Source organism: Streptomyces sp. NBC_00400 (assembly GCF_036048035.1).
In the GTDB taxonomy this organism is placed as follows: domain Bacteria; phylum Actinomycetota; class Actinomycetes; order Streptomycetales; family Streptomycetaceae; genus Streptomyces.
The window spans coordinates 2,035,831-2,057,499 of sequence record NZ_CP107940.1; the positions used below are offsets into that span (position 1 = coordinate 2,035,831).

Sequence of the window (21,669 nt, forward strand, 5' to 3'; positions counted from 1 at the left end):
TGCGCACCGTGCTCGCCGTACGGAGCTCGACGGCCGCGGGGCGAAGCGCCTCGCGGCCGTCGCCGTACCCGTCCTCGGTGCCGCGGTACCCGCCCCCGGTGCCGCGCTACGACCAGGACGCCACGAAGTAGCCCACGCCGTACGGGGCCTCCTCGCACAGCAGCCGTCCGCTCAGGCCCGCGTCCTCGGCCGCGCCCGCCAGCACCTGCCAGCAGGCCCGTCCGGACGCCTGGAGGGCGGCGGCCGGCTCCTCGTCCAGGGCGGCCAGCGCCTCGGTGTCGGCGGTGCCCAGGGCGCGCGCCGCGGCGGCGTCGAAGGCCTCGGCCCGCTCGTCGAAGTAGCCGGGCGCCTTCACCGTCCGGCAGGCGCTGCCGTCGCCCATCACCAGCAGTGCCACCCGGGGCGCGGACGCCGCGATCTCCCGGCCCGCCGACAGCGCACGGTCGCGGGGCAGCGACTCGGCCACTCCCAGCGCCTCCACGGGGGCGTCGGCCCGCTCCGTACGCGACAGCAGCCAGGCGCCGACCGCCAGCGACGGCGGGAGTTCCCGCTCCGGCACGGTCTCCGCGGCGCCCAGCCGCACCTCCAGATCCACCCCGAAGCCGCGGAAGGAGCCGGGGGCGCCCTGCGGATACGGGCCCCGGCCGGCCTCGTCGGACGGGCCCAGGACGACCAGCCGGTCGGGGCGCGCCGCGGCGAGCACGCCGAGCGCGTCCAGGCAGGCGGCGCGCAGCGCATCGAGTTCGGGCGCCGCCCCGGCGGCCACCTCCGGGACGAGGAGCGGCGGGCAGGGGCAGACAGCGGCGGCTACGAGCATGCCACGCAGCGTAACGCCCCTGGTGCGGGGCCGGTCCTGGCGCCCTGCGGGGCGCCAGGCAAGACGGCCGGTACGAGGCCGGGCGGTCGCGGCCGGTCAGTCGCAGCCGCAGCCGGCGGCGGGCGCCGGGCTCGGTGCCGGGGCGCCGATGGTGGGCAGGCCCAGCAGCACGCCCTGGGGCTTCTCTGCCGGGGCGGCGTTGCGCTTCTCCCAGGCGTCACCGGCGCGGGTGCGGCGGACCGCCTTGGCCGGGCCCTCCGCCAGGAGGTGGTGCGGGGCGGCGTAGGTGACCTCGACGGTCACCGTGTCGCCGGGGCGGACCGGCTCGTCGGGGCGGGTGAAGTGCACCAGGCGGTTGTCGGGGGCCCGGCCGGACAGGCGGTGGGTCGCCTCGTCCTTGCGGCCCTCGCCCTCGGCGACCAGGACCTCCAGGGTGCGGCCGACCTGCTTCTTGTTCTCCTCCCAGGAGATCTCCTCCTGGAGGGCGACCAGGCGCTCGTAGCGCTCCTGGACCACGGCCTTGGGGATCTGCCCTTCCATGTCGGCCGCCGGGGTGCCGGGGCGCTTGGAGTACTGGAAGGTGAAGGCCTGGGCGAAACGGGACTCGCGGACCGTGTGCAGCGTCTGCTCGAAGTCCTCCTCGGTCTCGCCCGGGAAGCCGACGATGATGTCCGTGGAGATCGCGGCGTCCGGCATCGCGGCGCGCACCTTGTCGATGATGCCGAGGAAGCGCTCCTGGCGGTACGAGCGGCGCATCGCCTTGAGCACGGTGTCCGAGCCGGACTGCAGCGGCATGTGGAGCTGGGGCATGACGTTGGGCGTCTCGGCCATGGCGGCGATGACGTCGTCGGTGAAGTCGCGGGGGTGCGGGGAGGTGAAACGCACCCGCTCCAGGCCCTCGATCCGCCCGCAGGCGCGCAGCAGCTTGCTGAAGGCCTCGCGGTCGCCGATGTCGGAGCCGTAGGCGTTGACGTTCTGGCCGAGCAGGGTGATCTCGCTGACGCCCTCGGCGACCAGTGCCTCGATCTCGGCGAGGATGTCGCCGGGCCGGCGGTCCTTCTCCTTGCCGCGCAGCGCCGGGACGATACAGAACGTACAGGTGTTGTTGCAGCCCACCGAGATCGAGACCCAGGCGGCGTACGCGCTCTCGCGCCGGGTGGGCAGGGTCGAGGGGAACGCCTCCAGCGATTCGGCGATCTCGACCTGCGCCTCTTCCTGGATGCGGGCACGCTCCAGCAGCACCGGCAGCTTGCCGATGTTGTGCGTCCCGAAGACCACATCGACCCAGGGGGCCTTCTTGACGATGGTGTCGCGGTCCTTCTGGGCCAGACAGCCGCCCACGGCGATCTGCATACCGGGGCGCGCGGCCTTCTTCGGGGCGAGCTGGCCGAGGTTGCCGTAGAGCCGGTTGTCGGCGTTCTCCCGCACCGCGCAGGTGTTGAAGACCACCACGTCGGCGCCGTCGCCGTCCTTGGGCGCGGGGACGTATCCGGCCTCTTCCAGCAGGCCCGACAACCGCTCGGAGTCGTGGACGTTCATCTGGCACCCGTAGGTGCGGATCTCGTAACTCTTGTTCACGCCCACTGCCTGGCTCCGGTCGCTGCTGGTCATGCAACAAGGGTAGGCGGTACGGGAAGTACCTCCCGCCGCGGAGTCTTCGGGCCGGATCCGGCAGCCCCGGGTGTGCCGCGCCGCGGGCGGCCCGCCTCACAGGGCCAGCACGATGGCGGCTCCGACGCCGCCCGCCACCAGCGCGAAGGCCGCGCTGCCCAGGCCGCCGTGCCCCCAGCGGAAGGGGCGGTCGAGCGCGAAGCGGCCGGGTCCGGTGGCCGCGACGGCCAGCGCGACGACGGCGATGGTCAGGGGATATTCGATGCCGCCGGTCATCGCCCAGAGCCCCTTGGGCGCCGACACAACCATGGCATTGATCATCACTCCGATGAGTGCGGCGGCCGCGAGGGGCGTGAGCAGCCCTACGGCGAGGCCGAGGCCGCCGAGGAATTCCGAGACTCCGGCGAGGCAGGCGAAGGACTTGCCGGGGTGGTAGCCGAGGGCATCGAAGCCCTTGCCGGTGGCGGCGAGGCCCTGGCCGCCGAAGATCCCGAAGAGCTTCTGGGCGCCGTGTCCGGCCAGGAGCAGTCCCACGGTCAGGCGCAGGAGGAGCAGGCCGAGGTCGGCGGCGAGCGGCGGTGAGCGGAGGGTGTCGGGCCGGGCGTGGGCATCCGTCCGCGGCTCGGTGTGCGGTTTCAGCGGTTTCACGGTGACTCGCTTCCCGCACCGGCGCGTCATGGCCGCGGTGTCGGACACCGGCGCCGGTGCGCTCAGGGTGGAGGGGATCGAGTGGGGTGCGCGCCGGTCGGCGCGCGGTGGGAGACGTGCCAGGTCCCCGCTACGTCGAGAGGTCGGGAGGAGGAAACCTCCCCTATCGATCGTGCTACGCGAAGTGCCGTCTGCAAAGGGCGGTCGCACACCGGGGCGCCCCGCCCCGGGTGCCGCACCTCCCGTCAGGAGGTCCCGCACCTCCCGTCAGGACGTCCCGCACCTCCCGTCAGGAGGTCCTGCCCCTCCCTTTCCCGCCGCGGTACTGGCAGGATCCCGCCCATGGTCACAGCTTTCTCCCGCACCGGCCGCCGGGCCTTCCAGGCGGCGGTCGCGGCACTGGTCGCCCTCGGACTGGCGCTGTGGTGGCTGCTGGCGATGGGCGGTGAGCCCACGCCCCGTGGGTCACTGACGCTGGCGACGGGCGTGCCGACCGGCGTGTACGCACGGTACGGGGAGCTGCTGAAGCAGGATCTGGCGCACGACCTGCCGGACGTCGATCTGCGGCTGGCCCGCACCGAGGGCTCCATCGACAATCTGCGGCAACTGGTCTCCGGGCGCGCGGACTTCGCCATCGCGACGGCCGACGCGGTCGCCACCTACGAGGTCAGGGGCGAGCCGGGCGCGGACCGGCTGCGGGCCTGCGCCCGGCTGTACGACGACTACATGCAGCTGGTGGTGCCGAAGAAGTCCGCGGTGCGCTCGACGAAGGATCTGCGGGGGCTGCGGGTGGGGGTGGGGACCGACGACTCCGGGGTCCAGCTGGTCACCCGGCGGCTGGTGGAGGCGGCCGGGCTGGACTTCCACGAGGACATCGAGCCGGTGCGGGTCGGCATCGACCAGATGCCCAAGCTGCTGGAGCAGCACAAACTGGATGCCTTCTTCTGGTCCGGCGGGCTGCCCACGACGGCCGTGCAGCGCCTGGCACAGCGCTTCCCGGTGCGGCTGGTCCCGCTCGGTGATCTCAGCCCGGCCCTGCACCGGCAGGGCGAGCGGACCCGCTACTACCGGGCGGCGGTACTGCCCGCCGATGCCTATCCCCTGGCCCAGGACGGGCAGGCCGTGAAGACGATCGCGGTGGCGAATCTGCTGGTCACGACCGACCGGGAGGACCCGGTGATGGCCCAGGGCATCACCCGTACGGTCATCGGCAGCCGGGATTCGATCGGGCGCCAGGTCCATGCCGCGCAGAAGGTGGATCTGCGGACGGCGGTGTTCACCGATCCGCTGGAGCTCCATGAGGGCGCCCGGCGCTATTACCTGTCCCAGAAGCCGTGAGCCGGAAGCACTGACCGAAAGCACCGGGCCGGAAACGATGCGCACGAAGCGCTGAGCTCACCGCGTCCGCGAACGGACCGGGGCCCGCACCGGACGGACCGGTGCGGGCCCCGATCACGGGACGCGAGAGCGTCAGGCGGCGACGATGTTCTCCGCCTGCGGGCCCTTCGGGCCCTGGGTCACGTCGAAGGTGACCTTCTGGCCCTCGAGGAGCTCACGGAAGCCCTGGGCGGCGATGTTCGAGTAGTGGGCGAAGACGTCGGGGCCGCCGCCGTCCTGCTCGATGAAGCCGAAGCCCTTTTCCGAGTTGAACCACTTGACGGTGCCGGAAGCCATGTTTTTCTCCTTCATGGGGCAAACCGGAGACCACACTGCGCGGCCTCCTTGTCGCCGAGATGATTGCCCCACACCGGAACAGGTCCGGAAACAAGGAACGCCCGGGGCATCCAGCCTCCGGGCGCGCACAAAGTTCATCATGGGTACCACAACTGCAACGCCGTTCACGGTAGCACAGGTGCCGGGGAGGCTCCGCGGACCGTGCCCGCCGGCCCGTCACGGGCCCCGTCAGGGGGCGGTGCGCGGCACGGTGACCGTGACCTTCAGCCCGTGCGGCGGGTGCGGGGCGTAGGCGATGGTGGCGCCGCCCGCGGTGAGCAGGGCGCGGGTGATCGAGAGACCGAGCCCGGAGCCGGAGACGTTCTGGTGGCGGCCGCTGCGCCAGAAGCGGTCGCCGATCCGGGCGAGCTCGTCATCGGTCAGGCCGGGGCCGCGGTCGGCGACGGTGACCTGGACGCGCTCGCCCGCCGCTGCGACACCGACGGTGACCGGCCGGCCCTCCGGGGTGAACTTCAGGGCGTTGTCGACGACGGCGTCCAGCGCGCTGGACAGCGCGACCGGGTCGGCCCAGCCGGTGACGGCGCGCTGGCCTTCGTAGGTGAGGAGGACGCCCTTGTCGTCGGCCAGCGGGCGCCAGGAGCCGACGCGTTCGGCGGCCAGCGCCGCGACATCGGTGAGCTGGAGGTCGGCGGCGGTGTGTTCGGCCAGCGCGAGGTCGAGCAGATCGTCCAGGACGCGGGCCAGCCGCTTGCCCTCGGTGCGGACCGAGGCGATCTCCGCGTTGCCGTCGGGGAGTTCGAGGGCCAGCAGCTCGATGCGCAGCAGCAGCGCGGACAGCGGGTTGCGCAGTTGGTGGGAGGCGTCGGCGACGAAGGCACGCTGCTGCTCCAGGACATCCTCGACGTGGTCGGCCATCTCGTTGAACGAGCGGGCCAGCCGGCGCAGTTCGGGCGGTCCTGCGGTGGCCGCCACGCGGGCGTTCATCCGGCCGGTGGCGATGTCGTGGCTGGCCGTGTCCAGGACGCGTACCGGGCGCAGTACCCAGCCGGTGAGGCGGAAGGCCGCGGCAACGGCGACGAGCATGGCCGCGCACTCCCCGGCCGCGATCAGCAGCCAGCTGCGCAGGACGCCGGCGCGCAGATGTCCGGTGGGCGAATCGGTCATCACGACGGCGACCACATCGCCGTCGCGGATCACCGGTGAGGCGACCGGGATGCGTCCGGTGTCGTCCCAGGGCCAGATCTGGTGCGGATCATGGCTGCGACGGCCCGCCAGCGCCTCGCGGAAGGCCTGGGCGCCCTCGCCGTCGCGGGGCACCGGCATACCGGCCGGGGCGGCGGCCATCGGAGTGTGATCGCGGTAGAAGACGCCGGCCCGGATCCCGTAGAGGCCGTAGTAGCGCGCGAGCTCGGTACGGAGGGTGGCCAGCCGCTCGTCCTCCTCAGGGGTCTTGCTGTCGGTGTCCGTGGCGGGGCGGGCGGTGACGAACTGGGCGAGGGAGGCGAAGCGCGCGGCGTCGTCGATCCGGTCGACGACCACCCGCTGCTGCTCCACGCCGGCCGTGATCACACCCAGCGGGATGCCCAGCGCAAGCAGCACACCGGCCATGAGGACGATGAGGAGAGGCAGGAGTCGGGTGCGCACCTGGCAGCGGCGGCCTTCAGGAGGCCGGGGAGGCGGGCAGCCGCCGCCCCGCGCCGGCGGCCGGGACGACCAGGCGGTAGCCGACGCCGCGCACCGTCTCGATCAGGGCGGGCATCCGCAGCTTGGCGCGGAGTGAGGCGATGTGGACCTCCAGGGTCCGGCCGGTGCCCTCCCAGCTCGTGCGCCACACCTCGCTGATGATCTGTTCCCGGCGGAAGACCACACCGGGCCGCTGGGCGAGCAGCGCCAGCAGGTCGAACTCCTTGCGGGTGAGCGGGACCGCGGCGCCGTCCACGGAAACCTGGCGGGTGGGGAGTTCGACGGTGACCGCGCCCAGATACAGCGCCTCGCCGGGGACGCCCTCGTCGGCAGGCTGCTCGGCGCCGCCGGACGCGTTGCGCCGGCTCACCGCATGGATACGGGCCAGCAGCTCACCGGTGTCGTACGGCTTGACGACATAGTCGTCGGCGCCGAGGTTGAGGCCGTGGATGCGGGAGCGCACATCGGACCGCGCGGTGACCATGATGACGGGGGTGGCGCAGATCTTGCGGATCCGGCCGCACACCTCGAAGCCGTCCTGGTCGGGCAGCCCGAGGTCGAGCAGCACCACCGCGAACGGCTCCGCATGGGCGGGCAGCAGGGCCTTGAGCGCCTCCTCGCCGTTGCGTGCGTGCACGACGGACAGGCCGTGCTTGGCCAGCACCGCGGACAGGGCCGCGGCGACATGATCGTCGTCCTCGACGAGCAGCAGTCTCATGCGTGCCTCCTCCCGGGGTGCGTGTGTACGGGCCACAGGGCATCTACGGCGATACGAGGCATGCGCGTCAAGAGGAGGCCACCTCCTGGCCGCCATCCGTTACCCAGCCGGTACGCCCGCGGGGCCGGGCCGGCGTCGCCCTGCGGGGACCCCGCCTGACGCAGAGTGTCCGTTTGCGGCCGGATCGTTATCCTCAAGTTCCCCTCAGAAGTAATGACGCTGGTCGCAGGGCGTCATTACTGTCCTCCCAACCGAGGAGGACGGAGCTACACGCCGATGAGCGAAGTATCGGTGACCAAGAACGCCGAGGGTCCCGCGCCGGCAGGGGACCAGCTGGTCGTGCTGGACAACGTGAACAAGCACTTCGGCGCGCTGCACGTGCTCCAGGACATCGACCTGACGATCCACCGCGGCGAGGTCCTCGTCGTGATCGGGCCTTCGGGCTCGGGCAAGTCGACGCTCTGCCGCACGATCAACCGCCTGGAGACCATAGACAGCGGCAGCATCACGATCGACGGGAAGCCGTTGCCGCAGGAGGGACGGGAGCTGGCCCGGCTGCGCGCCGACGTGGGCATGGTCTTCCAGTCCTTCAATCTCTTCGCGCACAAGACGGTGCTCGAGAACGTGATGCTGGGGCAGACCAAGGTCCGCAGGACGGACAAGGCCAACGCCATGACGAAGGCCCGCGCCCTGCTCGACCGGGTCGGCGTCGGCACCCAGGCGGACAAGTACCCCGCACAGCTCTCCGGCGGTCAGCAGCAGCGGGTGGCGATCGCCCGTGCGCTGGCGATGGACCCGAAGGTGATGCTGTTCGACGAGCCGACGTCCGCGCTCGACCCGGAAATGATCAACGAGGTGCTGGACGTGATGCAGCAGCTCGCCCGGGACGGCATGACGATGATCGTGGTCACCCATGAGATGGGGTTCGCGCGCTCCGCAGCGAACCGGGTCGTCTTCATGGCGGACGGCCGCATCGTCGAAGAGGCTGAGCCGAACCAGTTCTTCAACAACCCGCGCAGCGACCGCGCCAAGGACTTCCTGTCGAAGATCCTCCACCACTGAGGCCGCAGTCGGGCCACCGTCATTGCCAACACTTGCTGAACCAAAGGATGTTCACCATGAGGATTCGTCAAACGGCTGCGGCCGGTGCGGTGGTGCTCGCGCTGGCGGCCACGGCGACTGCGTGCGGCGGCGAGAAGGGAACGGCGGGCGACAAGCCGGCCGGCGGAGAGGTCTTCAGCGGCACCTACAAGGTCGCCTCGGCACCGAAAATCGACTCCCCGGTGCTGAAGAAGGCCCAGAAGGCCAAGAAGATCGTCATCGGGGTGAAGGCCGACCAGCCGTTCCTGGGTTTCAAGGACACCGCCGGCAAATACTCCGGCTTCGACATCGAGATCGCCAAGATGGTCGCCGCCGACCTGGGCTTCTCCGAGAAGCAGATCGAGTACAAGACGATCGACTCCAACGTCCGTGAGACCACCATCTCCCACGGCCAGGTCGACTACTACGTCGGTACCTACACGATCAACGACGAGCGCAAGAAGCAGGTCGGCTTCGCGGGCCCGTATTACACCGCCGGCGCGGACCTCCTGGTGCGCAGGGACGACAAGTCCATCACCGGCCCGGAATCCCTCAAGGGCAAGAAGGTCTGCTCGATCGTCGGCTCGACTCCGCTGCAGGAGATCAAGAAGCCGAGGTACGGCGCGAACACCAGCGAGCAGTCGAAGTACTCGGACTGCGTCAAGAACCTCGTGGACGGCCAGGTGCAGGCGGTCACCACCGACGACGCGATCCTCAAGGGCTACGCGGCACAGCGCCCCAGCCAGCTCCGGGTCGTCGGCAAGCCGTTCACCAAGGAGCCCTACGGCGTCGGTATGCGCAAGGACGACAAGGCCCTGCGCACCGCCATCACCGAGGCGCTGGAGAACCACATCAAGAACGGCGACTACGAGAAGGCCTACAAGGGCACGCTCGGCAAGTCGGGTTCGCCCTTCAAGGCCCCGGAGACCCCGCTTCCGCGCGACTGAGGCACCCCGCCCGCCGGACCGCGCCGCCCCGTACGCCCGCCGCGGCGGGTGTACGGGGCGCGGTGTCTTCCGCGCCCGCCCCCTTTGATCCTCTTCCCGCCGTCGACCCGACCGCTACCGCGGAGACCCCATGAACGTACTCCTCGATTACCTGCCCGAGTTCCGGGACGGGTTCTTCGGAACCCTGGCGATCACCGCGTCCAGCGCGCTGCTCGCCCTGGTCCTCGGCGTTGCCATAGCCGGCTTCCGGGTGTCTCCGGTCCCGCCGCTGCGCGCCTTCGGCACGGCCTGGGTCACGGTGCTGCGCAACACCCCGCTGACGCTGCTCTTCCTGGTCGCGTTCTTCGTCGTCCCTCAGGTGCTCTTCCGCGGCGCCAGCCCGTACATCCTGGCCACCCTGGCCCTCGGCTTCTACACCTCCTCCTTCGTCTGCGAGGCGGTGCGGTCCGGCATCAACACCGTGCCGCTGGGCCAGGCGGAGGCCGCGCGCAGCATCGGCATGACGTTCTCCCAGACGCTGCGCGAGATCGTGCTCCCCCAGGCCACGCGCACCGTGCTGGCACCGCTCAGCAGCATCTTCATCGCGCTGACGAAGAACTCCGCCATCGCCGGAGCGTTCGGGTACGGCGAGCTGTTCAACGTCTCCAAGCTGCTCAACGACAAGGGGTACGCGATCGCCTGGATCTTCCTGTGGACGGCGCTCGCCTACCTCGTCATCACCTTCGCCATCAGCGGCGCCTTCCGGGTGCTGGAGCGCCGGATGGGGGTCGTGCGGTGAACGGACGCGGGAGGCCGGACGGGACGACGTGGGTGCCGCGCGCAGGCGGGGCGGAAACTAGTGAGGTAAGGGCATGAGCGGCGCCAGCGTTCTCTACGACGTACCCGGGCCGAAGGCAAAGACACGCAACCGCATCTACGGCGTCTGCGGTGCGCTCGCGATGCTGGGACTGCTCGTGTTCGCCGTGGTCCGGCTCAACACCAAGGGCCAGCTCGAACCCGAGGTGTGGAACATCTTCAACAACGCCGGAGTGCGGACCAACATCCGTGACGGCGTCCTGACGACACTTCAGGTCTTCGCGGTCGCGGCGGTGCTGTCGCTGGTCCTGGGCGTGCTGCTGGCGGTGGCGCGGCTGTCGGACCACAAGCCGGTCCGCTGGCTGGCGACCGGCTTCATCGAGCTCTTCCGCGCCGTCCCGCTGCTGATCACGATCTACGCGCTGTGGGTGGCGCTCCTGACCAACCGCGAAGCCCTCGGCCTCGGCGAGGACGGGCCGCAGTTCTGGGCACTGGTCATCGGGCTGACGGTCTACAACGGTTCGGTCCAGGCCGAGGTGCTCCGGGCCGGCGTCAATTCCGTCCCCGCGGGACAGCGTGAGGCCGCCTACGCACTCGGTATGACCAAGACCCAGGTCATGACGACGGTGCTGCTCCCGCAGGCCGTCCGCGCGATGCTCCCGACGATCATCAGCCAGCTCGTGGTGACCCTGAAGGACACCTCGCTGGGCTACATCATCACCTTCGAGGAACTGCTCTTCACCGCCCGCCAGATGAGCACCAACATCCTCGTCAACGGCAATGACACCTACGTGCCGTTCATCATCGTGACCGGTGCCCTCTACGTCGCGATGTGCCTGGCGCTGTCCTCCCTCGCCAACTGGATCGAGCGGCGCGGCAGCCGGGCCAGGACGGGCATCAAGGTGGCCGCGGCCGGCGAGCCGGTGGCGGCCGGCGACGCGATGGAGGTTGCCGACGCGGTACCGGACAAGCCGGCGGCCCCGCAGGACTGAGCTCCGGCCGCTGCGCCCCCGCGCCGCCCTGACGGCGCGCCGGCCCGCGCGGCTGAGATGAGACCGTCCGGAGGCGGTGGCACCGCTGCCACCGCCTCCGTCACTTGACGCGAGCGGCCGCAGTGGGTTGCATACGCTGTGTGATCACGCACCGGGTTCCAACTGCCAGTTTCCGCCTGTCCCGTACGTACCAGCGGCCCCGGGGAGCTGCGCCGTGGACCCGGTGATCGTGGTCGGTGCCGGCCCGGTCGGCCTCTCCCTCTCCCTCGCCCTCGCCCGCCTCGGCGTGCCCAGTGTCGTCCTCGACGAGACCACCGGCCAGGAGGACACCCGGCCCGCCCGCACCGCCGTGCTCCACCAGGACACCGCCGCTTTCGTCGGCCGTCTCGGCTGTGCCGACACCCTGGAGAGCGCCGGTACCCGGTGGACGGCCTGGCGCACGATGCGCCGCCGGCGCCTGCTGGAACGCATCGCCTTCGTCCCGCCGACCCCGGACGGCGCCGCCCCCGCCACCGCCGTGTCCCCGGTCCATCTGCCGCAGCATGCCCTCACCCGCGCGCTGCGCGCCGCACTCGCCCGCGAAAAGCTCGCCGAGATCGTCACCGGCAGCCGGCTCGCCGGCCTCGAACAGGACGAGCAGGGCGTCAGCGCCCTCACCCGCGGCACCAACGGAACGTGGTGGCGCGGGAGTTACCTCATCGGCTGCGACGGCCCCCGCTCGACGGTCCGCAAGCTGCTGGACATCCGCTTCCCGGGCCGTACGGCAGTGGAACGGCATGCGGTCGCCGCGCTGCGCTGCGAGCTCCCGTGGCCCGGCGAGGCACTGCTGCACCGCTCGCCGCCCCGGCACGGCGGCGGACCGGGCGGCGAGGTGTCCGCCCGCCCGCTGCCCGACGGCATCTGGCGGCTGGACTGGCTGCTGCCACCGGGGCGCGAACTGGTCACACCGGACGCGCTGGTCGCCCGGATCCGCGACTCACTGGCCGGCTGGACCACCGAATCCCCGGCGGACGCGGACGGCGCGGACGGCGGCGCGGCGCCCGCGCGGGGGCGCGGCCACGGGCGGCTGGTCCCGCCGTACGAACTCCTCGACACCGGTGTGCACACCGTCCACCACCGGCTGGCCCGGCGCTGGCGCCAGGGCCGCGCCTTCCTCGCCGGGGACGCCGCCCATCTGCTGGGCGCCCTCGGCACCCAGGGCCTGGACGAGGGGCTGCGGGACGCCGAGAACCTCGCCTGGAAGCTGGGCCTGGCCTGGCACCACGGCGCCTGTGAGGTACTGCTCGACAGCTACCAGGCCGAGCGCCGGGGCGCGGTCGCGGCCCGGCTGCGCGCCGCGGACCAGGCGCTGCCGCTGCTGCGCGACGGCCGGTCGGCCCGCTGGCGGACCGTGCTCCCGGGCGCGGTGCGCGGCCGCAGCACCCTGCTCACCGATGGTCATCTGAGCCGCGGCCCGCTGGGCGCGCCGCCGGTGTACGCCCGCACCCCGCTCGCGCCGCCCGTGACCGGGGGCCCCGTCGTCGAGACGCTTCCCGGCGCGGCCGTCACGGATGTGCCGGTGACCGCGTCCGACGGCTCGGTGGTCCGGCTGCGCGACCGGCTCGGGAAGGGCCTCCTGGTGGTGCTGGTGGCACCCGGTACCGGTGTCTGGGACCGGCGGCACTGGCAGTCGGCGGGCCTGATGCCGCGATTGGCCGACGCGGTCGGCGCCCTGCCGATGGCCGCCGAGATCCTGGTCACCGAGGCCTATCCGGGTGCGGCCGCGCACACCGTGCTGCTCGTACGGCCGGACGGCCATCTGGTCACCGCGCTGTCGGGGGTCCGCCCGGCCGAGATGGCCGCCTGTGCGGACGCGGTACGCGGCAGGGTGTCCGGGCAGGAGGCGGAGCCCGGCCGAGAACGGCGGCCCGAGGGGGCCGGCGACTCCGGGGGGTCCCGGGACGGCGGAGCCGGGCAGGGGGGAGCGGGAGCCGGGGCGGGTGAGCCCGGGGAGGGCGGAGCCGGGGCGAGTGGCGCCGGGGAGGGTGAGTACGGGGCGGGCGGAGCCGCGGAGAGCCGGGCTTGCGCGGTTGACCCTCCGCGAACGTCCATGCTTCACTCCGAGGGTGACTGATCACAGCTCGCGATTCTGGCGGAGGGTCCATCTCGACCTGCTCCGCTATGCGGGCTGTATGTGTCGTCCGTCCTGTTGATCCGCAGCTCCTTCCCCGCGCGGCCGCCTGCCCCTCCGGCAGCCGCGCCTCTTCGCGATCACCCAGGACGGTTTCCGTGCCCGACGTACGTACCCCTGCGCGCCCGCGTGCCACCGGCCATGACGGTGGGCCCGGCGCCCGTGAACTTCTCGACTTCGCCCACCGCACCGCCGCGGACCCGGAGCTCATCGCTTCGCTCCCGCTCGACCCCGAAGGCCGTACCTGGATCCGGCTGGACGGGCCGGGCGGCAGTGAGGCCTGGCTGATCGGCTGGCCGCCCGGCACCGGTACCGGCTGGCACGACCACGGCGGCTCGCACGGCGCCTTCGCGACGGCCGCGGGCGAGCTGACGGAACAGTCGCTCACCGCTCAGCTCCCCGCCGAGGGCTGGAAGACCCTGGAGCTCGCCGACGGTGTGGACCGGGAGCGCAAGCTCAGCGACGGCCGCGGCCGGGCGTTCGGCCCGCACCATGTCCATCAGGTGCTCAACCTCTCCCCACAGACCCATGCGGTGTCGGTACACGCCTACTACCCGCCGCTGCCGTTGATGCGCCGCTACAGCCGCACCGGGCCGCTGCTGCGGCTCGAAGCGGTCGAGCAGCCCGAGGAGTGGACATGAGCGCGGTCGACGAGCTGCTGGCCCGTGCCCGGCGCGAGCTGGGGCACCGGGTGGGTCCGCGGGAGGCCGCCGCCGTCCAGGAATCCGGCGGGCTGCTGGTGGACATCCGCTACGCGGAGCTGAGGGAGCGCGACGGCCTCATCCTCGGCGCACTGATCGTGGAGCGCAACGAGCTGGAGTGGCGGCTCGACCCGACGGGCGAGCACCGCGCCCCGGAAGCGACCCATCACGCCCTGCCGGTCGTGGTCGTCTGCAACGAGGGCTACGCATCGAGCCTCGCGGCACTTTCCCTGCGCGAGCTGGGCCTGCACCGGGCAACCGACCTGGAGGGCGGATTCCAGGCTTGGCGGGGGGCCGGGTTGCCGGTGGGGTGAGACGGCGGGCTGTGGGAGGTAAGGGGGCGGCGGCTCCTTCGCCGTCTTTCTCTCCCCCCACCCCTCCCCCACCCCCATGGCCTCGGCCTGCTCTGCTCACGTGTCCGGCAGACAGTGCTCCTCCAGGAGTGCCGGGTCCTCGCCTTCCTCCTCCAGGGCCTGCCTGACCACCCGGAGGGCGAGGCCTTCCGGGTACCCCTTGCGGGCCAGCATTCCGGCCAGACGGCGCAGGCGCTTTTCGCGGTCCAGGCCTCGCGTGGAGCGCAGTTTGCGGTCGACCAGCTCGCGGGCGGTGGCCTCCTCCTGTTCGGAGTCGAGGCGGCCGACGGCCACATCGATGAGGGCGGAGTCCACACCCTTGGTACGCAGTTCACGGGCCAGGGCGCGGCGGGCCAGGCCGCGCCCGTGATGGCGGGACTCCACCCAGGCGTCGGCGAATGCCGCGTCATCGATCAGTCCGACGTCCTCGAAGCGGGAGAGCACTTCTTCCGCCGCCTCCTCGGGGATGCCCCGCTGGTGCAGGGCGTCCCCGAGCTGCTTGCGCGTACGGGGGCTCCCGGTGAGCAGGCGCAGGCAGATGGCCCGTGCCTGCTCCTCGGGCGTACGCGGTGGTCCCGACCCGGCCCTCGACGCGTCGGGACCACCGCTGCTCTCCCGGCCATGACGGCCCCTGCGGCCCTGACGGGTCTCGGCGTCGCCGGCAGCGCTGCTGGTGTCGTCCTCGCAGCCCGGCCATTCCGTTCGCCGCGTCATGGCGGGCTAGCTCTTGACCGCGGCGGCCTTGGAACCCTTGGTGCCCTTGGCCGCCGGTGCCGGAGCTGCGACAGCCGGTTCGCCCGCCGCCACCGCGGCGTCCGCGCCGGGCTCCGCCGCCGGGTCCTGCGGCTTCACCCCGATACCGAGCTTTTCCTTGATCTTCTTCTCGATCTCGTTGGCGAGATCCGGGTTGTCCTTGAGGAAGTTGCGGGCGTTTTCCTTGCCCTGGCCGAGCTGGTCGCCTTCGTAGGTGTACCAAGCACCGGACTTGCGGATGAAGCCGTGCTCCACACCCATGTCGATCAGGCCGCCCTCACGGCTGATGCCCTGGCCGTAGAGGATGTCGAACTCGGCCTGCTTGAAGGGCGGGGAGACCTTGTTCTTGACGACCTTGACGCGGGTGCGGTTGCCGACCGCGTCCGTGCCGTCCTTGAGGGTTTCGATGCGGCGGATGTCGAGGCGCACCGAGGCGTAGAACTTCAGCGCACGGCCACCGGTGGTGGTCTCCGGGGAACCGAACATCACGCCGATCTTCTCGCGGAGCTGGTTGATGAAGATCGCGGTGGTCTTGGACTGGTTGAGCGCGCTGGTGATCTTGCGCAGCGCCTGGCTCATCAGCCGGGCCTGGAGGCCGACGTGGGAGTCGCCCATCTCGCCCTCGATCTCGGCCCGCGGCACCAGGGCGGCGACGGAGTCGATCACGATGAGGTCGAGGGCGCCGGAGCGGACGAGCATGTCCGTGATCTCCAGGGCCTGCTCGCCGTTGTCCGGCTGGGACAGGATGAGGGAGTCGGTGTCCACGCCGAGCTTCTTGGCGTACTCGGGGTCGAGGGCGTGCTCGGCGTCGATGAACGCGACGGAGCCGCCGGCCTTCTGGGCATTCGCGACGGCGTGCAGGGTCAGGGTCGTCTTACCGGAGGACTCCGGGCCGTAGACCTCGACAACGCGGCCGCGGGGGATGCCGCCGACGCCGAGGGCGACGTCAAGCGCGGTGGATCCGGTCGGGATGACCTCGATGGGTTCGTTCGGCCGCTCCCCCATGCGCATCACGGCGCCCTTGCCGAATTGCCGTTCAATCTGTGCGAGCGCGGCGTCCAGCGCCTTCTCGCGGTCGGTGCCTGCCATGGGTTCCACCCGATTTGCTTGAGTCGATCGCTTCACGTCCATGACGCTAACGCCTGCCACTGACAATGCGCCCGGACCCGGCTCCGGCCTGTGGATAACTCCACGGAAAAGCCCGAGGACACAGGCCGGATCTCCCATGAGAATGGATGTTCGATTTTGGTGTCAAGCGGTACCCCCGCGCGTCGCCGCCGCGGCTCCCGGCGTGCGCAGCAGTCCGGTCCGCTACGGCCTCCCGGCCGTGCGCAGCACCCCGGGGCCCTGCGCCGCGCGGGTCAGCGGACGCCCTCGCCGTCCTCCTGGACACCGCCGGCCGCCTTCCGGTCCTCCAGCGGGGCCGAGGGCTGCTCGTCGTGCAGGGTCCGCCGGAAGCGGGCCAGTGCGCCGGCACCGCGCCGGCGCCTGCCGTGGACCCGCAGGTCGTCGGTGACCTCGTACCGCTTGACGTATGCGCCGAGGAACGCCTGCAGCGTCGCCGTGGCCGGGATCGCGATCAGTGCGCCCACCGCGCCCATCAGGGCCGTGCCGGCGACGACCGAGCCGAAGGCGACGGCGGGATGGATGTCCACGGTCTTGGCGGTGATCCGCGGCTGCAGGAGGTAGTTCTCGAACTGCTGGTAGGTCACGACGAAACCGAAGACCCACAGGGCGTACCAGGGGTCGACGGTGAACGCGATCAGGATGGGCAGTGCGCCCGCGAGGTAGGTGCCTATGGTCGGGATGAACTGGGAGACCAGCCCCACCCAGATGGCCAGCGCCGGGGCGTAGGGCACCTCCAGGACCTGCAGCAGGACATAGTGGGTGACACCGGAGATCAGCGCCATCAGGCCGCGGGAGTAGAGGTAACCGCCGGTCTTGGCGACGGCGATCTCCCAGGCGCGCAGCACCTCCGTCTGGCGGTGCGGCGGGAGCACCGAGCACAGGGCACGCCGCAGCCGGGGGCCGTCGGCGGCGAAGTAGAACGAGAACAGGGCCACCGTCAGCAGGTTGAACAGGCTGCCCAGCACCGTCGCGGAGACGGCCAGGACGTTGTTGGCGCTGTCCTGGACGTACTTCTGCAGCCAGTCGGACTTCAGCAGGTTGTTCTGCACCTCGACCCGCGAGAGGTGGGTGTGCAGGGTGCTGTTGATCCAGCTGATGACGGAGTCCAGATACTGCGGGAACTCCTCCACCATGTTGGCTATCTGGCCGGCCAGCATGGAGCCCAGGAGGGCGAAGAACCCGGCCGCGGCGACGAGGATGCTCAGAAAGACCAGGCCCGTGGCCAGTCCGCGCCGCATGCCCCGGGCCGCCATCCAGTCGACGGCCGGTTCGACGGCCAGCGCGAGGAAGAACGCGATCAGCACATTCAGCAGCAGGGTGATCAGCTGGTGGAATCCCCAGGTGGCGAGCTGGAAACAGGCCACCAGAGCGAGCGCCAGCACCATGGCGCGCGGCAGCCAGCGCGGCATCCGCGCATCGGACCGGTCCTCAGGACGGCCCTCGGGGCGTGGGATGTCGTTGCTGATGATCTCATCTGACTCGGGCACGGAGCCAAGTGTCGCGCACAGCTGCGGCACCCCGGGTCCTGGCCCGTGCCTCCGCCCGCGGCGCCGGGCCGCCGGGCTCGCTTGTTTCCCAGGTCAGAGCCTCGCGCCCGGCCCCTCTCAGCGCTTTTCGGGCGGCACGTCCATCACCGAGCAGACCACCCGCCACACCTCTTTGGCGCTCCACCCCGCATCCAGCGCCTCATGAACGGTCCGGCCGCCGAGGTCCGCCATCACATGATCGCGCGCGAAGGAGTCGGCATACGCCGCACCGAAGTGGTCCGCCATCCGCTGCCAGAAGATCGTCAACCGCATGAGTTCCGCTCCGTACCCGCTGTGACCTGTAGGTCCGCTGCATGTTCTGCCCGCATGCCTTCGCATGTCCCGCACGCTCACGCAGGGATGTACGCAGAGTAAGGCCCACCCCGCCATGCCCGGGCCGGCAACCGGCCCGGACCGACGACCGGCGCCGGGCCGGCAAACCCCGGCAAGCCGGGGAATCCCGAGGTGTCCGGAGCGCGGATATCCCCGGGACGGGACGGACGGCAGGGACGTACAGCAGGGACGTACAGCAGGGAGGGGCGGCAGGAACGGGCGGCAGGAACGGGCGGTAAGCAGAACAGCGAGAAAAGCCGCCGCATTCTCGAATTTCCGGCCCGGGAAGAAGGCCGCTCTCGCGCCTCCCGAGTAATTCGGACGGATCTTTGGGTTCTTTCCTCACCTCCGGGAGGAGGTGCCCTCACACACGGGTGGGGCCGGACACCGAGGTCCGGCCCCCACCCGCAGGACGAGGATGTCGTGCCATGAATTCACCAGCGATACCACCGGCCACGCTTACCGCCGGCGCCCGCGGAACGCAGCACGAATCCCAGCAGCCACACGGCGAGCACGATGACCGCCACGATCCACAGGGCCTTCAATGCGAATCCGGCACCGAAGAGAAGAAGTGCGAGAAGAAGTACGAGAAGCAGGGGGACCATAGTTATCAACCTCCGAGGCGTCGTGTGAGGCATCGTGTGCCCCGCGGCATTTCCCCCAACCTCCCGAACTTATGTGTTTCTCAGCCGGTTCCCGGGGCATCAGGAATTGCTCACCTGACAAGATCTATTTCGTCGGCAGGCCCGGAGGCCCTAAAGGTGCCAGCTGAGGGTCCCGCTCCGGGAGGACAGCACCACGAGCAGCACGAGATCGAGGGCGCCGAACGCCAGGCCCAGGCAGGCGCGGAGACGGCGGACGGTTCCCCGGTAGAGGGCCGCGGCACCGAAGAACAGCGCGCACGGGCCGAGCACGATGTTGAACGCCAGGGCGCCCAGCAGACCGCAGACGAACCCGGCGACGGCCATCCGGTCGGCCTGGGGATGCGGTCCGGTCCTGACGGGGATCCGGGCGGAGGTCATCGGCCGCCCCCCTTCGCCGCCTTACGGCGTTCCTTGGTGAAGAAGACCACCAGCCAGGCCACGATGGCGAGAGAGGCGACGACGGTGACGGGCACGGGGACGTGCCCCGCGGTCCCCATCAGCACACCGAAGAGGAACAGCGCTACGACCAGAAAGAGCATGATGCACCTTTCCCATGAGTGGGACGGCAAGGAAGCGGCGAGCCCTCGCGGGCTCCAACTGCGCCTTTGCGGTGCCGCTTTCGCCCGCGTACCCAGACCGGCCGCATCCCACCGGGTCGGTTCCGGACGATCCGGGGAGGCACCGCTCCCCGACCCGATCGGACCGGGCACAGGATGTCGGGTCCGGCAGCCCGGCCGCTTCCTAACGTGAGCACCGAAAGGGAAGGAGGCCGAGATGCTGGAGCGGCTGAACCAGGCCATGGAACACATCGAGTCGCATCTCGACCGGGAGATCGACGTGGCCCGTCTCGCGCACATGGCAGTGACGTCGGAGTACCACTTCCGCCGGCTGTTCTCTGCGCTGGCGGGCATCCCGCTGTCGGAGTACATCCGGCGCCGGCGGCTGACCGTGGCGGGCGCCGAAGTGCTCGCCGGTGAGCGGACGCTGCTGGAGGTCGCGATGCGCTACGGCTACGGCTCGGGAGAGGCCTTTGCCCGGGCGTTCCGCAGTATGCACGGGGTCGGCCCGGGTGAGGCCAGGCGGACCGGTGCGGCTCTGCACTCCCAGCCTCGGATGTCCTTCCGTCTCATCGTCGAGGGGAGTAGCAGCATGCGATACCGGATCGTGGAGAAGGAAGAGTTCCGTGTGGTCGGCAAGAAGGCCCGCGTCCCGCTGGTGCACACAGGGGTCAACCCGGCGATCGCCGAGTTCATCCGGGGCATCGGCCCCGAGACGCTGCAGCGCATCACGGCACTGTCCGACCAGGAGCCGGACGGCATCATCGCGGTGAGCGACCAGCTCGATCCGAGCCGGGCGGAGGGGACGGAACTCGACTACTACCACGGCGTGGTGACCTGCGCCGAGGTGCCCGAGGACATGGATGCCCTCCCCGTCCCGGCGGGGATGTGGGCCGTCTTCGAGAGCTCCGGCCCGTTCCCGCAGACGCTGCAGTTCATGTGGCGGGACGTGTTCACCCAGTGGTTCCCGTCGAATCCGTACCAGAGCAGGCAGGGGCCGGAGATCCTGCGCACCCGCCTGTCGCAGGACGGGGCGCAGGCGGAGGCGGAGCTGTGGATTCCGGTGGAGCGGTCCGCCGCCTGAGGGGCGCCACCGCACCACGACAGCACGGCACCACGGCACGGCGGTCCGGGCTCGGTCCCGGGCCGCCGTGCCGCGCCGGACACGCGCGCACCCCGGGGCGCCTCCCCCACGCCGCCCACGGTGTGCCGATCCCCCACCGCCCACGGTGTGCCGATCCCCCACCGCCTACGGTTTGCCGAACCAGTCGACGCACAACACCAGGGAGTCGTCCAGGGGTTCCGCGGCGCGGAACTCGGCCAGGTGGCGGAGCACGGCGCGGGGCACGGTGGCGGCGGGCAGCAGCAAGCCGGCGCGCAGGGCCCGGGCCAGAGCGCGCTGGGCGTACCCCTCCCCCTCGGGCGAGAGAGCCGCGTACACCCCGTCGCTGACGATGAGGAGCCGGTCTCCGGGCAGTACCTCGAACTCCTTCGCCACGTACTGGGTCTCCTCGAACATGCCGAGCGGCATCTGCGGATCGAGGTCGATGAGCTCGACCGCCTTCCCGCGCATCCGCCACAGCTGCGGCGATCCCGCGTCCACCGCCTGCACCCGGCCGGTCGTGAGATCGAACCGCAACAGCAGGCTGGAGACGTACGCGCTGCCGCGGTACTGGGCGTAGAGGGCCTGGTCGGCCAGTGCCGCCTGGTCCGCGATGCCGATGCCGGCCCGGCGCGCGTTGCGCAGTGCGTTGACGGCGAGGTGGGTGAGCAGCGACGCGTTGACGCCCGTACCCATGCCGTCGGTGACGGAGAGGGTCAGCTCGTGGGCGTCCGAGGCCCAGTCGTAGTTGTCGCCGTGGATGGCGTAGGCCGGCTCCAACTGGGCCCCGATGGCGTACTCGGCGGCGGAACAGGCCCGGGCCGGCAGCAGTTGCCACTGCATCTCGGCGGCCAGCGTGAGCCGGCTGATGCGCCGCGCCCGCTGGTAGACATCGGTGTCGCGCTCGGCCACCAGGAGTTCGTGGCCGAGCAGTTCCGCCGCGTACACCAGGTCGTCGACCGTGTGCGGGACGGACCGCTCGACGGGCAGCCGCACGGTGAGAATGCCGGTGCGCTCCCCCCGGACCGATACCGGCAGGTGGTGTTCGACCACATCGCCCTGCCGGACCTGCCGGCGGGGCTCCTGGCTCCCGAACACCCTGCCCTCGACGCTGTTCGCCACCGGGATCGATGCGCCCGGCGTGCCCGGCGCACCGAAGGGGGTGAGCGCCGTTGCCCCGTAGTCGGCGAGCAGCAACTGCACACAGAGCGCTCCATACGATTCGGTGAGCACCGCACGAAGCGTGTCCACCAGAGCGTGCGGGGCCGACGCCCGCAGTGCTCGTTCCACATCACAGCGTTGAGTCACGGTCTCTCAGGCATTCTTCGTCCACGGACGACGCAAAGGCGGGGGCTGGCTGGGGACCGCGCCGGATGACAGAGTGACCGGGTGACCCGTTTCACTGGTTCGCCGCCTGCCCGCGAGCGCGCGGGCGCG

General features: G+C 71.1%; 24 protein-coding genes. 10 read left to right on the forward strand and 14 right to left on the reverse strand.

The genetic code is table 11. The features are described 5' to 3' along the window. Positions 1–106 precede the first annotated feature (106 nt). From OHS81_RS08870 to OHS81_RS08880, 3 genes are all read right to left on the reverse strand, one after another. The gene (locus OHS81_RS08870) at positions 107–817 is read right to left on the reverse strand and encodes a class III extradiol dioxygenase subunit B-like domain-containing protein (protein WP_328384062.1); all 711 of its coding nucleotides are present in this window, start codon (positions 815–817) and stop codon (positions 107–109) included. A gap of 96 nt (positions 818–913) precedes the next feature. Further along, positions 914–2,428, reverse strand: coding sequence for a tRNA (N6-isopentenyl adenosine(37)-C2)-methylthiotransferase MiaB (gene miaB, locus OHS81_RS08875; RefSeq protein WP_328384064.1), 1,515 nt, complete (start codon positions 2,426–2,428; stop codon positions 914–916). A 96-nt stretch (positions 2,429–2,524) separates the two neighbouring features. Further along, positions 2,525–3,067: a DoxX family membrane protein gene (locus OHS81_RS08880; RefSeq protein ID WP_328391000.1), complete on the reverse strand. Its 543-nt coding sequence runs from the start codon at positions 3,065–3,067 to the stop codon at positions 2,525–2,527. 351 nt (positions 3,068–3,418) lie between these two features. Between OHS81_RS08880 and OHS81_RS08885 the strand changes: the two genes are divergently transcribed. Continuing rightward, on the forward strand, positions 3,419–4,414 hold the full coding sequence (locus tag OHS81_RS08885) for a TAXI family TRAP transporter solute-binding subunit (RefSeq protein WP_328384066.1): 996 nt from the start codon (positions 3,419–3,421) through the stop codon (positions 4,412–4,414). A gap of 132 nt (positions 4,415–4,546) precedes the next feature. Here OHS81_RS08885 and OHS81_RS08890 read toward each other — a convergent pair whose 3' ends face one another. From OHS81_RS08890 to OHS81_RS08900, 3 genes are all read right to left on the reverse strand, one after another. After that, positions 4,547–4,750 carry a cold-shock protein gene (locus OHS81_RS08890; RefSeq protein WP_006602702.1) on the reverse strand — a complete coding sequence of 68 codons (204 nt, stop codon included), beginning with the start codon at positions 4,748–4,750 and terminating at the stop codon, positions 4,547–4,549. 228 nt (positions 4,751–4,978) lie between these two features. Next, positions 4,979–6,394, reverse strand: a complete 1,416-nt coding sequence (locus tag OHS81_RS08895; RefSeq protein ID WP_328384068.1) for a sensor histidine kinase — start codon at positions 6,392–6,394, stop codon at positions 4,979–4,981. 16 nt (positions 6,395–6,410) lie between these two features. After that, entirely contained in the window at positions 6,411–7,151 is a 741-nt protein-coding gene (locus OHS81_RS08900; RefSeq protein ID WP_328384070.1) for a response regulator transcription factor, read from the reverse strand. 276 nt (positions 7,152–7,427) lie between these two features. Between OHS81_RS08900 and OHS81_RS08905 the strand changes: the two genes are divergently transcribed. From OHS81_RS08905 to OHS81_RS08940, 8 genes are all read left to right on the forward strand, one after another. After that, positions 7,428–8,213: an amino acid ABC transporter ATP-binding protein gene (locus OHS81_RS08905; RefSeq protein WP_328384072.1), complete on the forward strand. Its 786-nt coding sequence runs from the start codon at positions 7,428–7,430 to the stop codon at positions 8,211–8,213. A 56-nt stretch (positions 8,214–8,269) separates the two neighbouring features. Continuing rightward, positions 8,270–9,178, forward strand: coding sequence for a glutamate ABC transporter substrate-binding protein (locus tag OHS81_RS08910; RefSeq protein WP_328384074.1), 909 nt, complete (start codon positions 8,270–8,272; stop codon positions 9,176–9,178). A 130-nt stretch (positions 9,179–9,308) separates the two neighbouring features. Continuing rightward, positions 9,309–9,956: an amino acid ABC transporter permease gene (locus tag OHS81_RS08915; RefSeq protein WP_328384075.1), complete on the forward strand. Its 648-nt coding sequence runs from the start codon at positions 9,309–9,311 to the stop codon at positions 9,954–9,956. A gap of 73 nt (positions 9,957–10,029) precedes the next feature. Further along, positions 10,030–10,965 carry an amino acid ABC transporter permease gene (locus tag OHS81_RS08920; RefSeq protein ID WP_328384077.1) on the forward strand — a complete coding sequence of 312 codons (936 nt, stop codon included), beginning with the start codon at positions 10,030–10,032 and terminating at the stop codon, positions 10,963–10,965. A gap of 214 nt (positions 10,966–11,179) precedes the next feature. Next, a complete protein-coding gene (locus OHS81_RS08925; protein ID WP_328384079.1) occupies positions 11,180–13,078 on the forward strand; it encodes an FAD-dependent monooxygenase in 1,899 nt (632 codons plus the stop codon). Next, positions 13,071–13,157 carry a putative leader peptide gene (locus OHS81_RS08930; RefSeq protein ID WP_311624691.1) on the forward strand — a complete coding sequence of 29 codons (87 nt, stop codon included), beginning with the start codon at positions 13,071–13,073 and terminating at the stop codon, positions 13,155–13,157. Before OHS81_RS08925 ends, OHS81_RS08930 begins: the two co-directional genes overlap by 8 nt. A gap of 76 nt (positions 13,158–13,233) precedes the next feature. Further along, positions 13,234–13,776 carry a cysteine dioxygenase gene (locus OHS81_RS08935; RefSeq protein WP_328384081.1) on the forward strand — a complete coding sequence of 181 codons (543 nt, stop codon included), beginning with the start codon at positions 13,234–13,236 and terminating at the stop codon, positions 13,774–13,776. Next, positions 13,773–14,150, forward strand: coding sequence for a rhodanese-like domain-containing protein (locus tag OHS81_RS08940; protein WP_328384083.1), 378 nt, complete (start codon positions 13,773–13,775; stop codon positions 14,148–14,150). Before OHS81_RS08935 ends, OHS81_RS08940 begins: the two co-directional genes overlap by 4 nt. A 96-nt stretch (positions 14,151–14,246) precedes the next feature. On the opposite strand, the gene recX is transcribed toward OHS81_RS08940, so the two are convergent. The 7 genes from recX to OHS81_RS08975 all read right to left on the reverse strand — a co-directional run bounded on the left by recX (position 14,247) and on the right by OHS81_RS08975 (position 19,112). Beyond that, positions 14,247–14,903 (reverse strand): recombination regulator RecX, encoded by a 657-nt coding sequence (gene recX / locus OHS81_RS08945; RefSeq protein ID WP_328384085.1) that lies wholly within the window; start codon positions 14,901–14,903, stop codon positions 14,247–14,249. Between the two features lie 6 nt (positions 14,904–14,909). Then, positions 14,910–16,031: a recombinase RecA gene (gene recA / locus OHS81_RS08950; RefSeq protein WP_328384087.1), complete on the reverse strand. Its 1,122-nt coding sequence runs from the start codon at positions 16,029–16,031 to the stop codon at positions 14,910–14,912. Between the two features lie 272 nt (positions 16,032–16,303). Then, positions 16,304–17,479: an AI-2E family transporter gene (locus OHS81_RS08955; RefSeq protein WP_328391002.1), complete on the reverse strand. Its 1,176-nt coding sequence runs from the start codon at positions 17,477–17,479 to the stop codon at positions 16,304–16,306. A 195-nt stretch (positions 17,480–17,674) separates the two neighbouring features. Further along, positions 17,675–17,869, reverse strand: a complete 195-nt coding sequence (locus tag OHS81_RS08960; RefSeq protein WP_088800389.1) for a DUF3046 domain-containing protein — start codon at positions 17,867–17,869, stop codon at positions 17,675–17,677. Between the two features lie 494 nt (positions 17,870–18,363). Continuing rightward, positions 18,364–18,534, reverse strand: coding sequence for a hydrophobic protein (locus OHS81_RS08965; protein WP_086716166.1), 171 nt, complete (start codon positions 18,532–18,534; stop codon positions 18,364–18,366). 150 nt (positions 18,535–18,684) lie between these two features. Further along, positions 18,685–18,951, reverse strand: a complete 267-nt coding sequence (locus tag OHS81_RS08970; protein ID WP_328384089.1) for a DUF4190 domain-containing protein — start codon at positions 18,949–18,951, stop codon at positions 18,685–18,687. Next, positions 18,948–19,112: a hypothetical protein gene (locus OHS81_RS08975; protein ID WP_164992943.1), complete on the reverse strand. Its 165-nt coding sequence runs from the start codon at positions 19,110–19,112 to the stop codon at positions 18,948–18,950. The genes OHS81_RS08970 and OHS81_RS08975 overlap by 4 nt, the downstream gene beginning before the upstream one ends. Positions 19,113–19,347: 235 nt before the next feature. On the opposite strand from OHS81_RS08975, the gene OHS81_RS08980 reads away from it, so the two are divergent. Beyond that, positions 19,348–20,214 carry an AraC family transcriptional regulator gene (locus OHS81_RS08980; RefSeq protein ID WP_328384092.1) on the forward strand — a complete coding sequence of 289 codons (867 nt, stop codon included), beginning with the start codon at positions 19,348–19,350 and terminating at the stop codon, positions 20,212–20,214. A gap of 165 nt (positions 20,215–20,379) precedes the next feature. On the opposite strand, the gene OHS81_RS08985 is transcribed toward OHS81_RS08980, so the two are convergent. Then, positions 20,380–21,540, reverse strand: coding sequence for a PP2C family protein-serine/threonine phosphatase (locus OHS81_RS08985; RefSeq protein WP_328384094.1), 1,161 nt, complete (start codon positions 21,538–21,540; stop codon positions 20,380–20,382). Positions 21,541–21,669 lie beyond the last annotated feature (129 nt).

Coding starts and splice junctions, on each gene's coding strand:
- OHS81_RS08980 (WP_328384092.1), top strand. CDS start 19,348: ATGCTGGAGCGGCTGAACCAGGCCATGGAACACATCGAGTCGCATCTC.
- OHS81_RS08960 (WP_088800389.1), bottom strand. CDS start 17,869: ATGCGGTTGACGATCTTCTGGCAGCGGATGGCGGACCACTTCGGTGCG.
- OHS81_RS08905 (WP_328384072.1), top strand. CDS start 7,428: ATGAGCGAAGTATCGGTGACCAAGAACGCCGAGGGTCCCGCGCCGGCA.
- recX (WP_328384085.1), bottom strand. CDS start 14,903: ATGACGCGGCGAACGGAATGGCCGGGCTGCGAGGACGACACCAGCAGC.
- OHS81_RS08955 (WP_328391002.1), bottom strand. CDS start 17,479: ATGCCGCGCTGGCTGCCGCGCGCCATGGTGCTGGCGCTCGCTCTGGTG.
- OHS81_RS08890 (WP_006602702.1), bottom strand. CDS start 4,750: ATGGCTTCCGGCACCGTCAAGTGGTTCAACTCGGAAAAGGGCTTCGGC.
- OHS81_RS08870 (WP_328384062.1), bottom strand. CDS start 817: ATGCTCGTAGCCGCCGCTGTCTGCCCCTGCCCGCCGCTCCTCGTCCCG.
- OHS81_RS08900 (WP_328384070.1), bottom strand. CDS start 7,151: ATGAGACTGCTGCTCGTCGAGGACGACGATCATGTCGCCGCGGCCCTG.
- OHS81_RS08915 (WP_328384075.1), top strand. CDS start 9,309: ATGAACGTACTCCTCGATTACCTGCCCGAGTTCCGGGACGGGTTCTTC.
- OHS81_RS08910 (WP_328384074.1), top strand. CDS start 8,270: ATGAGGATTCGTCAAACGGCTGCGGCCGGTGCGGTGGTGCTCGCGCTG.
- OHS81_RS08885 (WP_328384066.1), top strand. CDS start 3,419: ATGGTCACAGCTTTCTCCCGCACCGGCCGCCGGGCCTTCCAGGCGGCG.
- OHS81_RS08940 (WP_328384083.1), top strand. CDS start 13,773: ATGAGCGCGGTCGACGAGCTGCTGGCCCGTGCCCGGCGCGAGCTGGGG.
- miaB (WP_328384064.1), bottom strand. CDS start 2,428: ATGACCAGCAGCGACCGGAGCCAGGCAGTGGGCGTGAACAAGAGTTAC.
- OHS81_RS08920 (WP_328384077.1), top strand. CDS start 10,030: ATGAGCGGCGCCAGCGTTCTCTACGACGTACCCGGGCCGAAGGCAAAG.
- OHS81_RS08975 (WP_164992943.1), bottom strand. CDS start 19,112: ATGCTCTTTCTGGTCGTAGCGCTGTTCCTCTTCGGTGTGCTGATGGGG.
- OHS81_RS08970 (WP_328384089.1), bottom strand. CDS start 18,951: ATGACCTCCGCCCGGATCCCCGTCAGGACCGGACCGCATCCCCAGGCC.
- OHS81_RS08965 (WP_086716166.1), bottom strand. CDS start 18,534: ATGGTCCCCCTGCTTCTCGTACTTCTTCTCGCACTTCTTCTCTTCGGT.
- recA (WP_328384087.1), bottom strand. CDS start 16,031: ATGGCAGGCACCGACCGCGAGAAGGCGCTGGACGCCGCGCTCGCACAG.